Origin of the sequence: Pseudonocardia thermophila (genome assembly GCF_900142365.1) — a bacterium.
GTDB classification, from domain to species: Bacteria; Actinomycetota; Actinomycetes; order Mycobacteriales; family Pseudonocardiaceae; genus Pseudonocardia; species Pseudonocardia thermophila.
Genome location: NZ_FRAP01000008.1, coordinates 61,569 through 76,218, shown reverse-complemented (window position 1 = coordinate 76,218; position 14,650 = coordinate 61,569). Strand labels below are relative to the sequence as shown.

At 74.3% G+C, this 14,650-nt stretch carries 17 protein-coding genes; 9 read left to right on the top strand and 8 right to left on the bottom strand.

Annotated features, from left to right (window positions below; genetic code table 11):
• The first annotated feature begins 166 nt into the window (after positions 1 to 166).
• Positions 167 to 628 carry a cupin domain-containing protein gene (locus BUE41_RS12245; RefSeq protein WP_073457188.1) on the top strand — a complete coding sequence of 154 codons (462 nt, stop codon included), beginning with the start codon at positions 167 to 169 and terminating at the stop codon, positions 626 to 628.
• Here BUE41_RS12245 and BUE41_RS12240 read toward each other — a convergent pair.
• The 4 genes from BUE41_RS12240 to BUE41_RS12225 form a co-directional block, all read right to left on the bottom strand.
• Positions 595 to 1,632, bottom strand: a complete 1,038-nt coding sequence (locus tag BUE41_RS12240; RefSeq protein WP_073457187.1) for a LacI family DNA-binding transcriptional regulator — start codon at positions 1,630 to 1,632, stop codon at positions 595 to 597. The genes BUE41_RS12245 and BUE41_RS12240 overlap by 34 nt on opposite strands.
• 554 nt (positions 1,633 to 2,186) lie before the next feature.
• Positions 2,187 to 3,215, bottom strand: a complete 1,029-nt coding sequence (locus BUE41_RS12235; RefSeq protein ID WP_234997202.1) for a methyltransferase domain-containing protein — start codon at positions 3,213 to 3,215, stop codon at positions 2,187 to 2,189.
• A 454-nt stretch (positions 3,216 to 3,669) separates the two neighbouring features.
• Positions 3,670 to 3,864 carry a hypothetical protein gene (locus BUE41_RS30160; RefSeq protein ID WP_143172106.1) on the bottom strand — a complete coding sequence of 65 codons (195 nt, stop codon included), beginning with the start codon at positions 3,862 to 3,864 and terminating at the stop codon, positions 3,670 to 3,672.
• Between the two features lie 222 nt (positions 3,865 to 4,086).
• Complete coding sequence (locus BUE41_RS12225; RefSeq protein ID WP_073457185.1) at positions 4,087 to 5,547, bottom strand: aromatic amino acid ammonia-lyase; 1,461 nt, start codon at positions 5,545 to 5,547, stop codon at positions 4,087 to 4,089.
• 138 nt (positions 5,548 to 5,685) lie between these two features.
• Here BUE41_RS12225 and BUE41_RS12220 point away from each other — a divergent pair, with 138 nt between their 5' ends.
• The 4 genes from BUE41_RS12220 to BUE41_RS12205 are packed head-to-tail and all read left to right on the top strand — an operon-like array spanning position 5,686 to position 9,107.
• Positions 5,686 to 6,753 carry an ABC transporter ATP-binding protein gene (locus BUE41_RS12220; RefSeq protein WP_073457184.1) on the top strand — a complete coding sequence of 356 codons (1,068 nt, stop codon included), beginning with the start codon at positions 5,686 to 5,688 and terminating at the stop codon, positions 6,751 to 6,753.
• The gene (locus tag BUE41_RS12215; protein ID WP_073457183.1) at positions 6,750 to 7,436 is read left to right on the top strand and encodes an ABC transporter permease; all 687 of its coding nucleotides are present in this window, start codon (positions 6,750 to 6,752) and stop codon (positions 7,434 to 7,436) included. The genes BUE41_RS12220 and BUE41_RS12215 overlap by 4 nt, the downstream gene beginning before the upstream one ends.
• Positions 7,433 to 8,155: an ABC transporter permease gene (locus BUE41_RS12210; RefSeq protein ID WP_073457312.1), complete on the top strand. Its 723-nt coding sequence runs from the start codon at positions 7,433 to 7,435 to the stop codon at positions 8,153 to 8,155. The genes BUE41_RS12215 and BUE41_RS12210 overlap by 4 nt, the downstream gene beginning before the upstream one ends.
• 25 nt (positions 8,156 to 8,180) lie before the next feature.
• The gene (locus tag BUE41_RS12205) at positions 8,181 to 9,107 is read left to right on the top strand and encodes an ABC transporter substrate-binding protein (RefSeq protein WP_073457182.1); all 927 of its coding nucleotides are present in this window, start codon (positions 8,181 to 8,183) and stop codon (positions 9,105 to 9,107) included.
• A 215-nt stretch (positions 9,108 to 9,322) separates the two neighbouring features.
• Here BUE41_RS12205 and BUE41_RS12200 read toward each other — a convergent pair whose 3' ends face one another.
• Both BUE41_RS12200 and BUE41_RS12195 read right to left on the bottom strand, forming a co-directional pair.
• Positions 9,323 to 10,078 carry a permease prefix domain 1-containing protein gene (locus BUE41_RS12200; RefSeq protein ID WP_073457181.1) on the bottom strand — a complete coding sequence of 252 codons (756 nt, stop codon included), beginning with the start codon at positions 10,076 to 10,078 and terminating at the stop codon, positions 9,323 to 9,325.
• Positions 10,078 to 10,419 (bottom strand): PadR family transcriptional regulator, encoded by a 342-nt coding sequence (locus tag BUE41_RS12195; protein ID WP_073457180.1) that lies wholly within the window; start codon positions 10,417 to 10,419, stop codon positions 10,078 to 10,080. The genes BUE41_RS12200 and BUE41_RS12195 overlap by 1 nt, the downstream gene beginning before the upstream one ends.
• A 100-nt stretch (positions 10,420 to 10,519) precedes the next feature.
• Here BUE41_RS12195 and BUE41_RS31850 point away from each other — a divergent pair, with 100 nt between their 5' ends.
• Together BUE41_RS31850 and BUE41_RS12185 are read left to right on the top strand one after the other, a co-directional pair.
• A complete protein-coding gene (locus tag BUE41_RS31850; protein ID WP_234997200.1) occupies positions 10,520 to 10,927 on the top strand; it encodes a hypothetical protein in 408 nt (135 codons plus the stop codon).
• Positions 10,924 to 12,468 (top strand): multicopper oxidase family protein, encoded by a 1,545-nt coding sequence (locus tag BUE41_RS12185; RefSeq protein WP_073457310.1) that lies wholly within the window; start codon positions 10,924 to 10,926, stop codon positions 12,466 to 12,468. Before BUE41_RS31850 ends, BUE41_RS12185 begins: the two co-directional genes overlap by 4 nt.
• 89 nt (positions 12,469 to 12,557) lie before the next feature.
• On the opposite strand, the gene BUE41_RS12180 is transcribed toward BUE41_RS12185, so the two are convergent.
• On the bottom strand, positions 12,558 to 12,977 hold the full coding sequence (locus BUE41_RS12180; RefSeq protein WP_073457179.1) for a YccF domain-containing protein: 420 nt from the start codon (positions 12,975 to 12,977) through the stop codon (positions 12,558 to 12,560).
• 28 nt (positions 12,978 to 13,005) lie between these two features.
• Positions 13,006 to 13,557: a hypothetical protein gene (locus tag BUE41_RS12175; protein ID WP_073457178.1), complete on the bottom strand. Its 552-nt coding sequence runs from the start codon at positions 13,555 to 13,557 to the stop codon at positions 13,006 to 13,008.
• Between the two features lie 208 nt (positions 13,558 to 13,765).
• On the opposite strand from BUE41_RS12175, the gene BUE41_RS12170 reads away from it, so the two are divergent.
• Positions 13,766 to 14,269, top strand: coding sequence for a DUF5134 domain-containing protein (locus tag BUE41_RS12170; protein WP_073457177.1), 504 nt, complete (start codon positions 13,766 to 13,768; stop codon positions 14,267 to 14,269).
• 102 nt (positions 14,270 to 14,371) lie between these two features.
• Positions 14,372 to 14,635: a hypothetical protein gene (locus BUE41_RS12165; protein ID WP_073457176.1), complete on the top strand. Its 264-nt coding sequence runs from the start codon at positions 14,372 to 14,374 to the stop codon at positions 14,633 to 14,635.
• Positions 14,636 to 14,650 lie beyond the last annotated feature (15 nt).

The window sequence follows — 14,650 nt, the reverse complement described above, 5'->3', positions numbered from 1 at the left end:
CGACGCTGCCGTGATCAACAGGGCTCCGTGATCACGGCGACGTCGTCCTCGACGCAGGGCCCCGGGTCCCGTGGGGCGCATCGCACCCTCGGCCCGTTGACCCGGGCTCTGTTTAAGCGGTTAACTTAACCGCATCAGTGAAGCGATTAAACGTGAAGGAGGGACGATGACGGTCGACGAGCTGCGAGCCGTCGTGGAGGAGCTCGCGGCCCACCCCGAGCAGTGGCAGCACCTCGTCGAGTTCACCCCCGGCCGCCGCCACTACGCCAGCCTGCGCCGCGACGACGACGTGGACGTCTGGCTGCTGTGCTGGAACTCCGTCGACGACACCGGCTGGCACGACCACGGCGACTCGTCCGGCGCGGTCCGGGTCGTCGCCGGCGTCGTCCGCGAGCAGACGCCGCGGCTCGGCGGCGAGCCCGTGACCCGCGAGGCGCGCGCGGGTCAGACCTTCACGTTCGGCCCTGACCACATCCACCGCATGTCCGGCGTCGTCGACGGCGCCGTCTCCATCCATGCCTATTCGCCGCCGCTCGACGTCATGGGCCAGTACACGGTCGACGACGACGGCGTGCTGCGGCGGATCGAGGTGAGCTACACCGAGGAGCTGCGGCCGCTCGCGGTCTGAACCCGCGCCGGGGCCGTCGACGACCGGGCCACCAGCTCCGGCCGGAAGATCCGGGTGCGGTGCTCGCCCGCGCCGTCGATGGCCTCCACCAGCTGCTCGATCGCCGCCCGGGCGATGCCCTCGGTGTCCCACGAGAACGTGGTGAGCGGCGGCACGACCAGTTCCGCTGTCTCGTGGTCGTCGTAGCCGAGCACGGAGACGTCACCGGGCACGTCGAGCCCGAGCTGCTGAGCGGCCAGGTAGCAGCCGAAGGCCATCGAGTCGGACAGGCAGAACACCGCCGTCGGCGGATCGGCCGCTCGCAGCACCGCCCCGGCCGCCGCCGCGGCCCCGGCGACGGACGCCGCCGACGACACCGCGACCACCTCCAGCCCCAGCTGCGCGCCGTACTGGCGGGCGAACACGTCCGCCGGCCGGTCGGGCGTGGTCGGCATCGCGGCGTGCCGCAGCAGCGCGACCCGGCGGTGCCCCAGCTCGGCCAGGTGCCCCAGCGCCGTCGCCACCCCGGACCGGTTGTCGAACAGCACGCACCCGGCCCGCGGCGCGGCCGGCATCGCGTCGCCGATCGTCACGACGGCGACCTCGGCCGACAGCTCGCCCCAGAACTCCGCCGCCGGCGCCAGCGGCGAGACGAGCATCCCGTCGACCTGCTGGTCGCGCAGCCGCATCGCGAGCGTCCGCTCCCGCTCGGGATCGCCGGCGGAGTCGGCGATGATCGCGTACCGGTCCTGCTCCATCAGCCCCCGGGACAGGGCGGCGACCAGCCGCTGCTGCCACAGGTCGTCCAGCGACCCGCAGAGCACCCCGACCGTGCCGGTGCGCCCGCTGGCCAGCGCCCGCGCGATCGGGTTCGCCTCGTAGCCCAGCTCGCGGGCGGCGGCGCGCACTCGCTCCTGGGTCTCGACGGGCACGTGCAACCCGCGCAGCGCGTAGGACACCGCCGCGGTGGACAGGCCGGTCGCGGCCGCGACGTCCTTCAACGTCGCCCGACGCCGTCGCTCCACGCGGGTCAGCCTAACGGTCAGCCCGACGTTTCCGTGTCGCTCGACCGGTGCCCCACCGAGAGCGGTCGAACCGACCGACGCCGGCGCTCACCGCTCAGGCGAGTTCGACTGGGAGTACGTCGAATCGGGGTCGAGGGTGTGGCGCGTGCGCATCGAGCGGCTCTGACCGGTGCATCCAGCGCTCTCACTCCGGATCCGCCGGTCTGCGACTCCAGCACTCGGGTGCCGGCCTGACGCGTCAGCTCGAGCCAGCTGGTGAGTTGCGGCGCGGGGTCGACCGCACGTGCGTCGACGAGGGCAGCAGACGCCACCTCCGGGCGCGACCTCGACGCGCGCGTCGCGGTGGACCAGCAACACCTCGCGCAGCAGGCGCTCGAAAGTCCGTGCGCAGCTGCGCGCGGCCCTGGCGGGTGTCGGATGGTGGAACAGTTCTTCAGCGCGTCCCAGGGATGTCGGTCAGCCGCGTCAGGGTCGGCATCCGGTAGGTCAGCCACCCGGGTGCGGGTGTCCGCGAGTCGCGCTGTGGGGTGTGCGAGGCGTGGGCTGGGCACAGGTCAGCGCGGGGTCAGCAGCACGACCACCGGGTGGGCGCCGAACAGGCTCACCGGGAGCACGCGCTGGACCTCCAGCCCTGCGGGCGGGCGCGGGTCGGGCAGCAGGGCGACGATCCGCCCGCCGGGCGCCAGCACGCGGCGGGCCTCCCGCCACAGCGCGTCGGGCGCAGCCGCGAGCCGCCCGCGCGGCGCGACCTGGCGCGCCCACGGCGGGTTCACCGCGATCCGGTCCACGCTCCCGTCCCGGAGCGGCAGCGCACCGGCGTCGGCCACCGCCCAGGCCACGCCCGTCCCGCGCCCGTTCGAGACCGCGGCGGCCACCGCGGCCGGGGCGGCGTCGCACCCGATCGCGTCGGCGCCGCGGCCCGCCGCCTCGATCGGCAGGGTGCCCGCGCCGCAGCACGGGTCGAGCAGCAGCTGTCCGGCGCCGACGCCCGCGAGCCGCAGCATCGCCGCGGCGAGCGGCGGGTGCAGGGTGCCCGGCACAGACGCTTGCTTGTACGGCCTGCGGTGCAGGGGCCGGGCCGGGACGCGCAGCGCGAGCGTCGCGCGGTCGTCGACCACGGTGACCCGCCAGCTCAGGCCCCCCACCGGCGGTCGGCCGCCCGCCCGCCGCGAGCGGTAGGGCAGCCCGAGCCGCCGGGCGAGCACCTCGCCCGCGGCGTCCTCCAAGTCGTAGCGGTTGAAGGCGCGCCTGCCGAGCACCGACGCCGACACGTCGAGCGTCCGTGCGCCGGGCGGGCCGCCGCAGCGGTCCCGCACCCGCAGCACGCGGTCGAGGTCGGCGGCGGCCACTGCACACCTCAGCCGCTGCAGGTCGGCTCGCGCGCGGCCGATCCCGCCCACCTCGGACGCGATCACGAACACGTCGTCGGCCGTGGTGAGACCCAGCACGGCCGGCCCGGGACGGGCGGTGAAGCGCACCTCGCGGTGCCCCACCGTCCTCACGGTGCCGAGCCGGCTGACCTCGTCGGCCAGGAGTTCCTCGATGCCCCGCACGCACCGCGCCACCAGGCGCGCCGCCGTCACCGGACGACGGCACGACCGGGACGCGCAGCGGCGGGGCCGACGCGCGAAGCTGCGCGTGGCACGAGTCCACCATCCCCACGTCGCGACCCGGGACGGCGCTGCGCCGTCCCGCATCGCCGGCGGCGGGGTAGCCCTGGGGCCGCCGGCGGGTCAGCGGCGTCGGAAGTTCATGAACACAGCGGCGACGCTAGATCACCTGCAGGGCCGGTGCACCCGATTTTCCGATCACCCCCCAGAGGCCGACGGCCGACCGCGCCGCCGCGGTGCGCGAGGCGCGCACGTGGTTCCAGGTCGTCCAGCGCCGCAGGTAGTGAGCCCGGATCGCGGCGCCGTCGTCGGTGGGGGGCGCTGCTGCCGGTGCGGTCGGCGGGTGCGGCGGCGTCGGTGGCGATGCTCGCACCACCGGCCGGTACACGCTGTACCTCGTACACCTCGCCGCGACGGCGAGATCGTGTCAGGCGGTGAGGGCGGCGGCGCGCTCGGCCTCGGCGACGGCGAAGGACTGCTCGGTGACGGACGCAGCGCCCTGGCGCACCGACTCGACCAGAGCGAACTCGCGCAGCTGGGCAGCCGCGGCCTCGGCCATCGACCCGCCACGCGCTCGAGCACAGGCCGGCAACCACCGGGCGGTGCCCGGGGCGACCGTCACCTCGACGCGCTCCGTGCGCCACGACTACGGCCCGCCACCTGCGTGGGCGCCGGCCCGGGACCGCTCGCACCGCACGTCAGCGGCCCGTGCGCAGAGACCGACCACCCCGTAACGGATCCCATCTCGGTGGTCGAAGCCCCGGTGGCGAGCTGACCACCCCGGGTGGTCTCCCCGGCATGACGGTCGCCCGCCGGGTCGTGGCACCGGCCTGGGTGCGGACCGTCAGCGTCGCGTGCCCAGCCCGTCCAGCAGCACGCCGGCCGCGGCGAGGTCCGCCGTGAGCGGCCGGTCGCGCGTGTCGCCGTCCAGCGCCGCCCGTGCCTGCTCGTACGCCGTGGTCAGCGCGTGGTCGGGCGGGAGCCCGCCGGCCATCGCGATCGCCCGCACAGCGGCCACCAGCTCGGCCGCCAGCACCGTCCGCAGCGCGGGCACGCACGCCGTGGCCAGCCGGGCGGCGTGCGTCGAGTAGCTGGCGTGGTCCTCCAGCCCGCGGGAGATGACGGCGCTGCCGAGCGTGGCGGGCAGCGTGGTGTGCCGCAGGGTCGCCACCCCGTCCTGCGCCACGTACTCCAGGGCCATCACCCCGGAGCTGCCCGGCGGCCCGTCGGCGAGGAACGCCGAGAGCCCGGTGAAGTCCGGGTCGACGAGGTCGCCCAGCCGGGCCGCGGACAGCTCGGCCACCGGGTAGACGGCCGCCCGCGCGGAGTCCAGCGCGTGCGCCAGGTAGCCGGTGTGGAAGTTCGCGTTGTGCCAGGCGTCGCCGGTGGCCACGTCGATCAGCGGGTTCTCGGCGCGCGCGTTCAGCTCGACGTCGAGCACGGTCCCGAGCCGCTCCACGGCGTCCACGGCGGCCCCGTGGACCTGCGGCACCGCGCGCAGGCTGAACGGATCCTGCAGCCGCCGCCCCGCCCGCGACGTGGGGCTGAACCCGAGCAGCCGGCGCATCCGGGTGGCGACGAGCAGCTGCCCGGGGTGCGCCCGCGCGTTCTGCACCGGCGAGCCGTAGGCCTCCGCAGCCCCGCCCAGCGCGACGAACGACAGCGCGGCCACCACCTCGGACGCCCGCAGCAGCGCGTCCAGATCGGCCTGCGCGAGCACCGCCTCCCCGATCGTGGCGGCGTTGGACGAGATGAACGCCAGCGCGTCGGCGCTGGTCATCCGCGCGACCGGGGCCTCGCCGATGGGCCATGGCCGGTCGCCGCAGAGCGCGAGCGCGAGCGCGGCGAGCGCGGTGAGGTCCCCGGTGCCGATCGCGCCGAGCTGCGGCACGGCGGGCACAGCGCCGGAGTCCAGGGCGGCGGTCAGCGCGTCGAGCACCTCGGGGTCGACCCCCGATCCGCCCGCGGCCAGCTGGTTGAGCCGCACCAGCATCATCGCCCGCACCCGCTCCACGGGCTCCCGCTCGCCCGTGCCGCTGGCGTGGCTGCGCAGGATCCGCAGGCCGTGCTCGGGATCGTCGGCGGGCACGATCTCGTGCCGGTTCGCGCCGACCCCGGTCGAGCGGCCGTAGATGGGCCGGGTCCGGGCGAGCCGGGCGCCGAGCTCGGCCGCTTCCGCTGCTCGGGCCCGGCCGGCGGGGTGCAGGTGGACCGGCGGCCGGTTGCGCGCGACGGCCACGACCTCGGTACGCCGCAGGTGCCGTCCGTCGACGACGACGGGTTCGAGGAGGTCGTCCGTAGCCATCGGGCGATTGTCGCCGAACCGGCGAGTTGCGTCGCGGAACAGTCACGGACGCCCCATCTCGTCGGTGCTGCGGGCTAGCCTCGCCGACACACGACACCCGGCAGAGGGTCGTCGACGGATGTCGGGGGGCAGCACGGAGTGATCGAGTTCGTGGGCGTGACGAAGCGGTACCCGGACGGGACCGTCGCGGTCGACGCGCTGGATCTGGTCGTTGAGGCCGGCAAGGTCACCGTGTTCGTGGGCCCGTCGGGCTGCGGCAAGACCACCTCGCTGCGCATGATCAACCGGATGATCGACGCCACGGCGGGGCGCATCCTCATCGACGGCCGGGACATCACCGAGATCGACCCGGCCCAGCTGCGGCGCGGCATCGGCTACGTCATCCAGAACGCCGGGTTGTTCCCGCACCGCACGATCCTCGACAACATCGCCACGGTCCCGCGGCTGGTCGGCTGGTCGAAGACGAAGGCCAGAGCGCGGGCGGCGGCGCTGATGGAGATCGTGGGGCTCGACCCGGCGCTGGCGAAGCGCTACCCGGCGCAGCTGTCCGGCGGGCAGCAGCAGCGCGTCGGCGTGGCCAGGGCACTGGCGGCCGATCCGCCGATCCTGTTGATGGACGAGCCGTTCTCGGCGGTCGACCCGGTGGTGCGGGAGAGCCTGCAGGACGAGCTGCTGCGACTGCAGTCGGAGCTGGGCAAGACGATCGTCTTCGTCACCCACGACATCGACGAGGCGATCAAGCTGGGCGACAAGGTCGCGGTGTTCCGCGTCGGCGGCAAGCTGGCGCAGTACGACGAGCCGGGCACCCTGCTCGCCCGGCCCGCCGACGGGTTCGTCGACGGGTTCGTCGGCCGCGACCGCGGCTACCGCGGCCTCGGCTTCACCTTCGCCGACGTGCCGCTGGGGGAGCTGCCCACGGTGCAGCTGGGCGCACCCGCCGCACCGGGCTGGCGGCTGGTCGTCGACGCCGAACAGCGGCCCACCGGCTGGTTGCCGGGCGGACTCCCGGCCGAGCCCGGCAACGTCGTGCCCGGCGGCTCGCTGCACGACGTCACCTCGGGCACGCTGCGCAGCGCACTCGACGCCGCGCTCTCCTCGCCGTCGGGCCTGGGGGTCGCGGTCGACGCCGAGGGCCGCGTCGTCGGTGCGATCGCCGCCGACGAGGTGCTGGCCGCGCTGGACCGCAGGCGGGCGGCTGTGTCATGACCTGGGTGCTGGCCAACCTCGACCGGTTGCTGAGCCTCACGCTCGAGCACCTGTACTTCTCCGTGATCCCGGTGGTTCTCGGCCTCGTCCTGGCGATCCCGATCGGTTGGGCCGCCGGCCTGCGGCCCGCGGTGCGCGCGGTGCTGGTCAACGTCTCCGGCCTGCTCTACACGGTGCCGTCGATCGCGCTCTTCGTGCTCATGCCGGTGGTGCTGGGCACCCAGATCCGCAGCCAGGTCAACGTGTTCGCAGCGCTGACGATCTACACGCTCGCGCTGCTGGTCCGCACGGTCGTCGACGGCCTGTCCGCCGTGCCGTCCGGGGTGGTCGACGCGGCCACCGCGATGGGCTACGGACGGGTGCGCCGGTTCCTGGAGGTCGAGCTGCCGCTGGCCGTACCGGTGATCGTGGCCGGGCTGCGGGTGGCGGCGGCGTCCACGGTGAGCCTGGTGACGGTCGCGGCGCTCGTCGGGTTCGCCAACCTCGGGTCGCTGTTCACCGACGGGTTCCAGCGCGACATCCCGCAGTCGGTGGTGGCCGGCATCGTGCTCGTGCTGCTGGTCGCGCTGGTGCTCGACCGGATCATCGTCTACGTCGGCCGGCTGCTGACGCCGTGGACGCGCGTCACCTCCCGCCCGGCTCGCGCGGTGGCGCGGCCCGCGTCCCCGGAGGTCGCGCCGTGAACTACCTGAGCTGGCTGTTCGACCCGGCCCACTGGGTCGGCCCGGACGCCGTCATCCCCGCGCGGATCCTGGAGCACCTCTGGTACTCCGGGCTGGCGGTCCTGATCTCCGTCCTGATCGCGGTTCCGCTGGGGGCCTGGATCGGGCACACCGGCCGCGGTGGCACGCTCGTGGTCGGCTTGGGCAACGGGCTGCGCGCGCTGCCCACCCTCGGCCTGCTGGTGCTGCTCACCCTGCCGTTCGGCACCACGCTGACCGGTCCGCTGATCGCGCTGATCGTGCTGGCCGTGCCCGCGGTGCTGGCCGGCACCTACTCCGGCATCCACAACGTCGACCACGCCGTGGTGGACGCCGCTCGCGGCATGGGCATGCGCGAGTCCGCCGTGCTGCTGCGAGTGGAGCTGCCCAACGCGCTGCCGCTGATCCTCGGCGGCATCCGCAGCGCCGTGCTGCAGGTCGTCGCGACCGCCACGATCGCCGCGTACGTGGGCCTGAACGGGCTGGGCCGGCTCATCTTCGACGGGCTGGCCCAGCGCGACTTCCCGCAGATGATCGCGGGCGCGGTCCTGGTGGCGGTGCTGGCCGTCGTCGCCGACCTGGCGCTCGCGGGCCTGCAGCGGCTGGTGGTCTCACCGGGCCTGCAGGTGAACCCGTCCGGCGTGCGCAGCCGTGCGCGCCTCCACCGCCGGCCCGATGCCGCAGCCGTCGAACCGGCCTGACCCGTCCCCACCACGAGGAGTCCCGATGAGACGCTCTCTGCTCGCCGCCGCGACGGCTGCCGCCACCGCGCTCGTGCTCACCGCCTGTGGCGGTGGGGGCGGCGGTGACCCGCTCGGCAGCTCGCCCTCCGGTGGCGCCGCGGCCGGCGACAAGATCATCGTAGGGTCCGCCAACTTCACCGAGAGCCAGATCCTGGCCTCGATCTACGCCCAGGCGCTGCAGGCCAAGGGCGTCGAGGTCGAGGTGATACCGCCGATCGGCAGCCGCGAGACGTACTTCCCGGGGCTGCAGGACGGTTCGGTCGACCTGATCCCCGAGTACACCGGGGTGCTGCTGCAGTACCTCGACAAGGACGCCACCGAGACCGAGCCGGACGCGGTCTACCAGGCGCTGCAACGGGCGCTGCCCGACACGTTGATCGTGCTCGACAAGTCGGAGGCCGAGGACAAGGACGCCGTCGTCGTCACCCGCGAGACGGCCACGCAGCTGGGCGTGCGCTCGATCGCCGACCTGGCCCCGCACTGCGCCGACCTGGTCTTCGGCGGGCCGCCGGAGTTCCAGACCCGGCCCGACGGCCTGCCGGGGCTGAAGGAGAGGTACAACTGCTCGTTCAAGGAGTACAAGTCGCTCGACGCCGGTGGCCCGCTCACCGTCGGCGCGCTGAAGCGCGGTGAGGTCCAGGCGGCCGACATCTTCACCACCGACGCGGCGATCCCGGCCAACGACTTCGTCGTGCTGGAGGATCCGCAGAGCAACTTCGCGGCGCAGAACGTCGTTCCGCTGATCAACAAGGCGAAGGCGACGGATCAGGTCAAGCAGGTGCTCAACGCGGTGTCGGCGAAGCTGACCACCGAGGGCCTCACCGCGCTCAACGCCGAGGCCAGTTCGGACGCGAAGCCGAGCCTCGACACGGTGGCCAAGGACTGGCTCACGGCCAACGGGTTGCTCTGAGCACCACGGGGAGGTGGGCGAGTCGACCTCACCCGCCCCCCGTGCCCTGGTCCCTCCGCCGGCGCGCGAGGCGGCGACCTCCCGCAGCCGCTGCTTCTGGACCGCCCGGACCTCGATCTCCGTCTCGCGCTGCTCTGCGCTGCGCAGGCGGTGGATCGGCGGGCAGCGCGCACCGCGCTGGTCCGCCGGATCGCGGTGCGCGCCGGGCTCGCGCGTCAGCGGTAGCCGGTGGCGTCGGCGGGCGCTGAGCGAGGCCGACCCCGCCGGCTGCGGGCAGGGTCCCCGGAGATCGCCGTGCGGAGCGCGCCGGCGGCGACGCCGAGGGTGGCCAGCAGCAGTGCACCGCTCACCGAGTAGGCGAGCATCGCCGGACCCGGCGTCGAGTCCGCCGTGGCCGTGGCCGGGTCGCCCACCACGGTCATCGACACCACGTCCATCCACGCCACGTTCATCCACACCGACAGGCCGCCGGTGCCGAGCGCGCCGACGGCCGCGGTCACGCCGGCGAGCGCGGTGAGCACCCGGGGCGGGGCGCTGCGCAGGAAGGTGAGGCCGAAGAGGGCCAGCGCCGCGCCGGTCGCGGCCACCGTGACGATGTCGACCAGCGTCGCCAGGCTGCGGACCCGTTCCACCTGCTCGGGACCGGGCGGCGGGCCCCAGGTCATGCCTGCCCGCCACAGCAGGTCCCAGCCCAGCATCATCGCGGGGAACACGATCGCCACGTAGAGCGCGGTGACGCGGCCGCGGCGGGCGGTCAGCTCGGCCTGGTAGAGCTCGGCGAGCTCGGCGACCGAGCCGAAGTCGGCGACCGCGCGGGCCTGCGCCGTGTCGGGATCCAGGCCGCTCTCCTCGTAGGCCTCCACGGCGTCGACGAGGCCGTCGTGCACCTCGCGCAGCATGCTGCGGCGAACCCGGGCGGGGCCGTGAACAGCACGGCCCAGTTCGGACACGTAGGCGTCGATGGTGGTCATCACGACGCTGCCTCCGGGATGGTGCGCGGACGCAGGACGGCGTCGACGACGGAGGAGAACTCGGCCCACTCGGCGCGCTGGCGGGCCAGCGCGTGCCGTCCGGCGCGGGTGAGGGTGTAGGTGCGGCGCTGCCGGCCGCCGACGGTGCTCCAGGCGCCGGAGACCAGCGCGGCGCGTTCCAGCCGGCGCAGGGCGGGGTAGACGGTACCGGTGGGCAGGTCGAGCGCACCGCCGCTGCGGGCCTGCAGCGCCTCGATGATCGCGTAGCCGTGCAGCGGCCCGCTCTCCAGCACGGCGAGGATGAGGCCGTCGAGGTGGCCGCGGACGGCGTCGGGCTTCACGTGTAGCGATCCTACCTACGGGACGCGCCCGCACATCCGGGTCACGATCAGGGTTTTCCCCTGATGATATGTAGGCACGCTACCTATAGCGTCGGCGTCCGTGGAGACGATGACACCGCCCGTGGTGCGCCGGCCGTGCCTCAGCTTGTGGCTGCTGCGTGCGGTGCTGACCGTGCACCTGGTCGCTGCGGCGGGTCAGCCCGTGTTCGCCGGGCTGTTCCTCACCGGCGATCTCGACGCGATCACCGCGCACGGCGTGGTCGGCAGCACCCTGGCCGCCTGGGACCTGCTGCTCATCGGCACGGCGATCGGGTACGGGCTCGCCGCCCGGCGGTGGTGGGTGCCGTTCGCCGCCGTCGGGGTGTTCCTGCTGGTCGGGTTCCAGATCGGGTTCGGCTACGCGCGCGAGCTGCAGCTCCACGTGCCGCTCGGGGTCGCGATCACGACGCTGTCGGTGCTGGCCGTGATCTGGGTGTGGACGCCGGCCGCGGCGCGGAGGCGGTCGTGAGCGGGCTCTCGCGGCGCGGGTTCCTCGGCCTGCTCGGCGGCGCGGTCGCCGGCGCCGGGCTCGTGGCGTGCGGCGGGAAGCGGTGGAACACCGGCGTGCACCTCGCCGGTGGGGCGCCGCTGCCGCCCCCGTACCAGGTGCCGTTGCCGATCCCGCCGGTCGCCCGACCGATCGGGACGGTGGGCGGCGCGGACGTCTACCAGATCACCCAGCGGGCCGCCGAGCTGGAGATCCTGCCGGGTCTGCGCACCCCGGTGCTCGGTTACGACGGGATCTTCCCGGGTCCCACGTTCGAGGCGCGCAGCGGCCGGCCGATCGTCGTGCACCACCGCAACGAGCTGCCCGTCCCGTCGGTGGTGCACCTGCACGGCGGACACACGCCGGCCGACAGCGACGGCTGGCCGCTCGACCTGACCCTGCCCATCGGCGACCGCGGGACGGCGTGGCTCCACCACGGGATGGCCGGCGACGTCGTGGCGGGAGAGCGGGCGCACCGCTACCCGATGACGCAGCGCGCGGCCCAGCTCTGGTACCACGACCACCGCATGGACTTCACCGGCCCGGCCGTCTACCGGGGCCTCGCCGGCATGCACATCGTCCGCGACGACGTCGAGGACGCGCTGCCGCTGCCGCGCGGCGACCGCGAGCTGCCGCTGATGATCTGCGACCGCTCGTTCGCCGCGGACGGATCGTTCCTCTACCCGGCGCTCGACCAGGGCATGCGGCGAGTGCCCGGGGTGGACGAGCGGTGGATGGCCGGCGTGCTCGGCGACGTCGTGCTGGTCAACGGGGCGCCGTGGCCGTTCCACGAGGTCGACGCTGCTCGTTACCGGTTGCGGCTGCTCAACGCGTCCAACGCCCGCCGGTACCGGCTGGCGCTCACCGTGCCCGGTGGCCCGGACCTGCCGATCGTGCAGATCGGGTCGGACGGCGGTCTGCTCGCCGAACCCGTCGAGCACGCGTACGTCGACATCGCGGCGGGGGAGCGGTTCGACGTCGTCGTGGACTTCTCCCTGGTGCCCGTCGGGACGGTCGTGACGATGCGCAACCTCGCCGGAGCGGGCGGCGCGGCGGACGTGATGCAGTTCCGGGTGGTGCGCGCGGCCCGCGACGACAGCGCGGTGCCCGCGCGCCTGGCCGACGTCGAGCCGCTCGTGCCGCCGTCGGGGGCCACGGTGCGGACGTTCCGGTTCGCCCGCGGCGCCGTCGGCGACCACAAGGGCTGGACGATCAACGGAACCAGCTTCGATCCCGACACCTCGCTCGCCGACGTCCCGCTCGGGGAGACCGAGGTCTGGCGGTTCGTCACCGACGTGCACCACCCCGTGCACGTCCACCTCGACGCGTTCCAGGTGCTGCGCCGGGGCGGCGGGGGACCGGGGGAGTTCGACCGCGGGTGGAAGGACACCGTCGACCTGCGGCCCGCCGAGGTCGTGGAGGTGGCGGTGCGGTTCACGCAGCACCGGGGGCGGTTCGTCTTCCACTGCCACAACCTCGAGCACGAGGACATGGCGATGATGGCGACGATCCGGACGGTGTGAGGCACCTCGGTGTCGACGACGGCTCTGCGCCGGACCCGGACGCCGTGGATCACGCCGGCCGGCTCCGCCGGGACTCGCTCGTCGTCGGCCTAGCGGACGGGGGTGGGTTGCCGCGAGTACGACGGAACCCGCGCGTCGTGCGCGTCCACGACCCGGGTCCCGAGCGGGACCAGCGCCAGCACCGACATCTTGAGCGAGGCGATCCCGAACGGGATGCCGATGATCGTGATCAGCAGGAGCACGCCCGCGGCCAGGTGCGCCAGGAACAGCTCCCAGCCGAACAGCAGCACCCAGATGATGTTGCCGATGATCGACAACAGTCCGGCGCCGGGCGCCACCACGATCGTGCGGCCGAACGGCCACAGCGCGTACCCCGCGATGCGGAACGCGGCGATGCCGAACGGGATGGTGATGATCAGCACGCAGGCGATCAGGCCGGCCAGCGCGTAGAGCAGCGCCAGCCACCAGCCGGCGAGCACCAGCCACAACAGGTTCCCGATCGTGCGCACGGGTCCATGATGCCCGGTCTTCGGCGGCTCAGAGGGTGAACGGCGGCGGGCCGAGCACGAAGCGCAGGGCCGGGCTGCCCGCGAGCGCCGTCACCGGCTGGGCGGCGATGGTCGCGAGCGCGGCCCGCAGCGCTGCGGCCAGCGCAGACGCGAGCGCGGCGTCCGACGTGGCGGGCCCGGTGATCCGCACCCGCGCCACCCGGCCGTGCCGGACGGTGACCCGCACCCCGGCCACCTCGACGGTCACCGGCTCGGCCCGCAGCTCGGCCAGCCGCTGCCGGAACTCCGCCAGCTCCTGGTGCGCCTGCCGCAGGAGCCGCTCCTGCGGTGCCGACAACCGCAGGGTCGACAGCCGGGGTGCCGATAGCCGGGGTGCCGGGATCGCTCGGGCCCACGCCGTCGTGCGCGCGACCACGGCATCGTCCAGCGCGTCGACGACCGCCCGGCCGAGCCCGCCGGGACCGGGCGCGGTGCGCCAGCCGGGCAGGAGGGCGACCCGCACGTCGTGCCCCGACGCGTCCAGCCCGACCCGGACCCGCCCGGACGCGTCGATTCCCGCGTGGAAGGGGATGGTGCGCACGGGGACCTCCGCACTCGGGCTCGCCGCGACGCTAGCAACGCGGGCCGTGCGCCGCGGCGGGTTCCGTGGATCCCCCGTCGGGAACGACGCCGGCGCGATCGACGAGGCCGCTCGATCACGGCTACGTCGTTCTCGACGCGCGCATCACCCGGTCGGTAACCCCCCGTCCGTATGGTCGAACCACCATGACGCAACTTATGGTCACGTCGTGGCGTGGTTCGCGGGCGCGGCGGCGATCGGTTGCCTGGTCCTCGGCCTGGTGCACCTGTGGCGACTGTTCACCGGGCCGGCCGCCGAGCGCGCCGGGGAGACCTCCGCGGCCGCGGCCGCGATCGGCATGGCGGCGATGTTCTCGCCGATCGGCGATCCCGTCCCGTTGCCGGTCTGGATCGCCCTCTACACCGTCTGCGCCGGATGGACCGCCGTCCTCGTGGTGCGCAGGCGGGCGGACGACGCCCCGCACGGCGGCCCGGTCCACCACCTGCTCTGCAGCGCCGCGATGGTGTTCATGCTGGTCGGGCACGGCGGGCACGGCGCGGAGCTGGGCCTGCTCTCGGTGATGGCGCTGGTCGGCGCCGGCTACTTCGCCTGGCACGGGCTGCGCTGCGCGGACACCTACCGACTCGCCCCAGGCGGTCCGCCGAGGACGGTCGCGGGCGCGCACCTGGCCGGCGCGGTCACCATGTCGGGGATGCTCGTCGCCATGATCTGACCCGCATCCGGACGCGCCGGGTACGACCCGACGCGCTCCGCAACGGCGCGGGTAGATTCGCCCGGTACGGACCGCACGATTCCCCTTCGGGAGCCAGCACACATGAGTGACAGCATCGGCGACGCGGCCGCAGGCATCAGGGGCTCGAACGACACCGCGCAGGAGGCGAACGGGATCCTGCAGCAGGCGGTGGCACAGCTCGAGAAGGCGCGTGGCCAGCTGCAGGCCGCGGTCGCCGGGACCCCGCAGGCCGATGCCACGGAGGCGCTCGGCGTCTACGGCCAGGCGATGGAGGCGGTGCGCGACGCCCAGCGCGCCGTCCAAGCCGCGATCAACGCTGCAGAGAGCGTCGCGGCCCGGCTGTGAACCCCGTTACCCGGG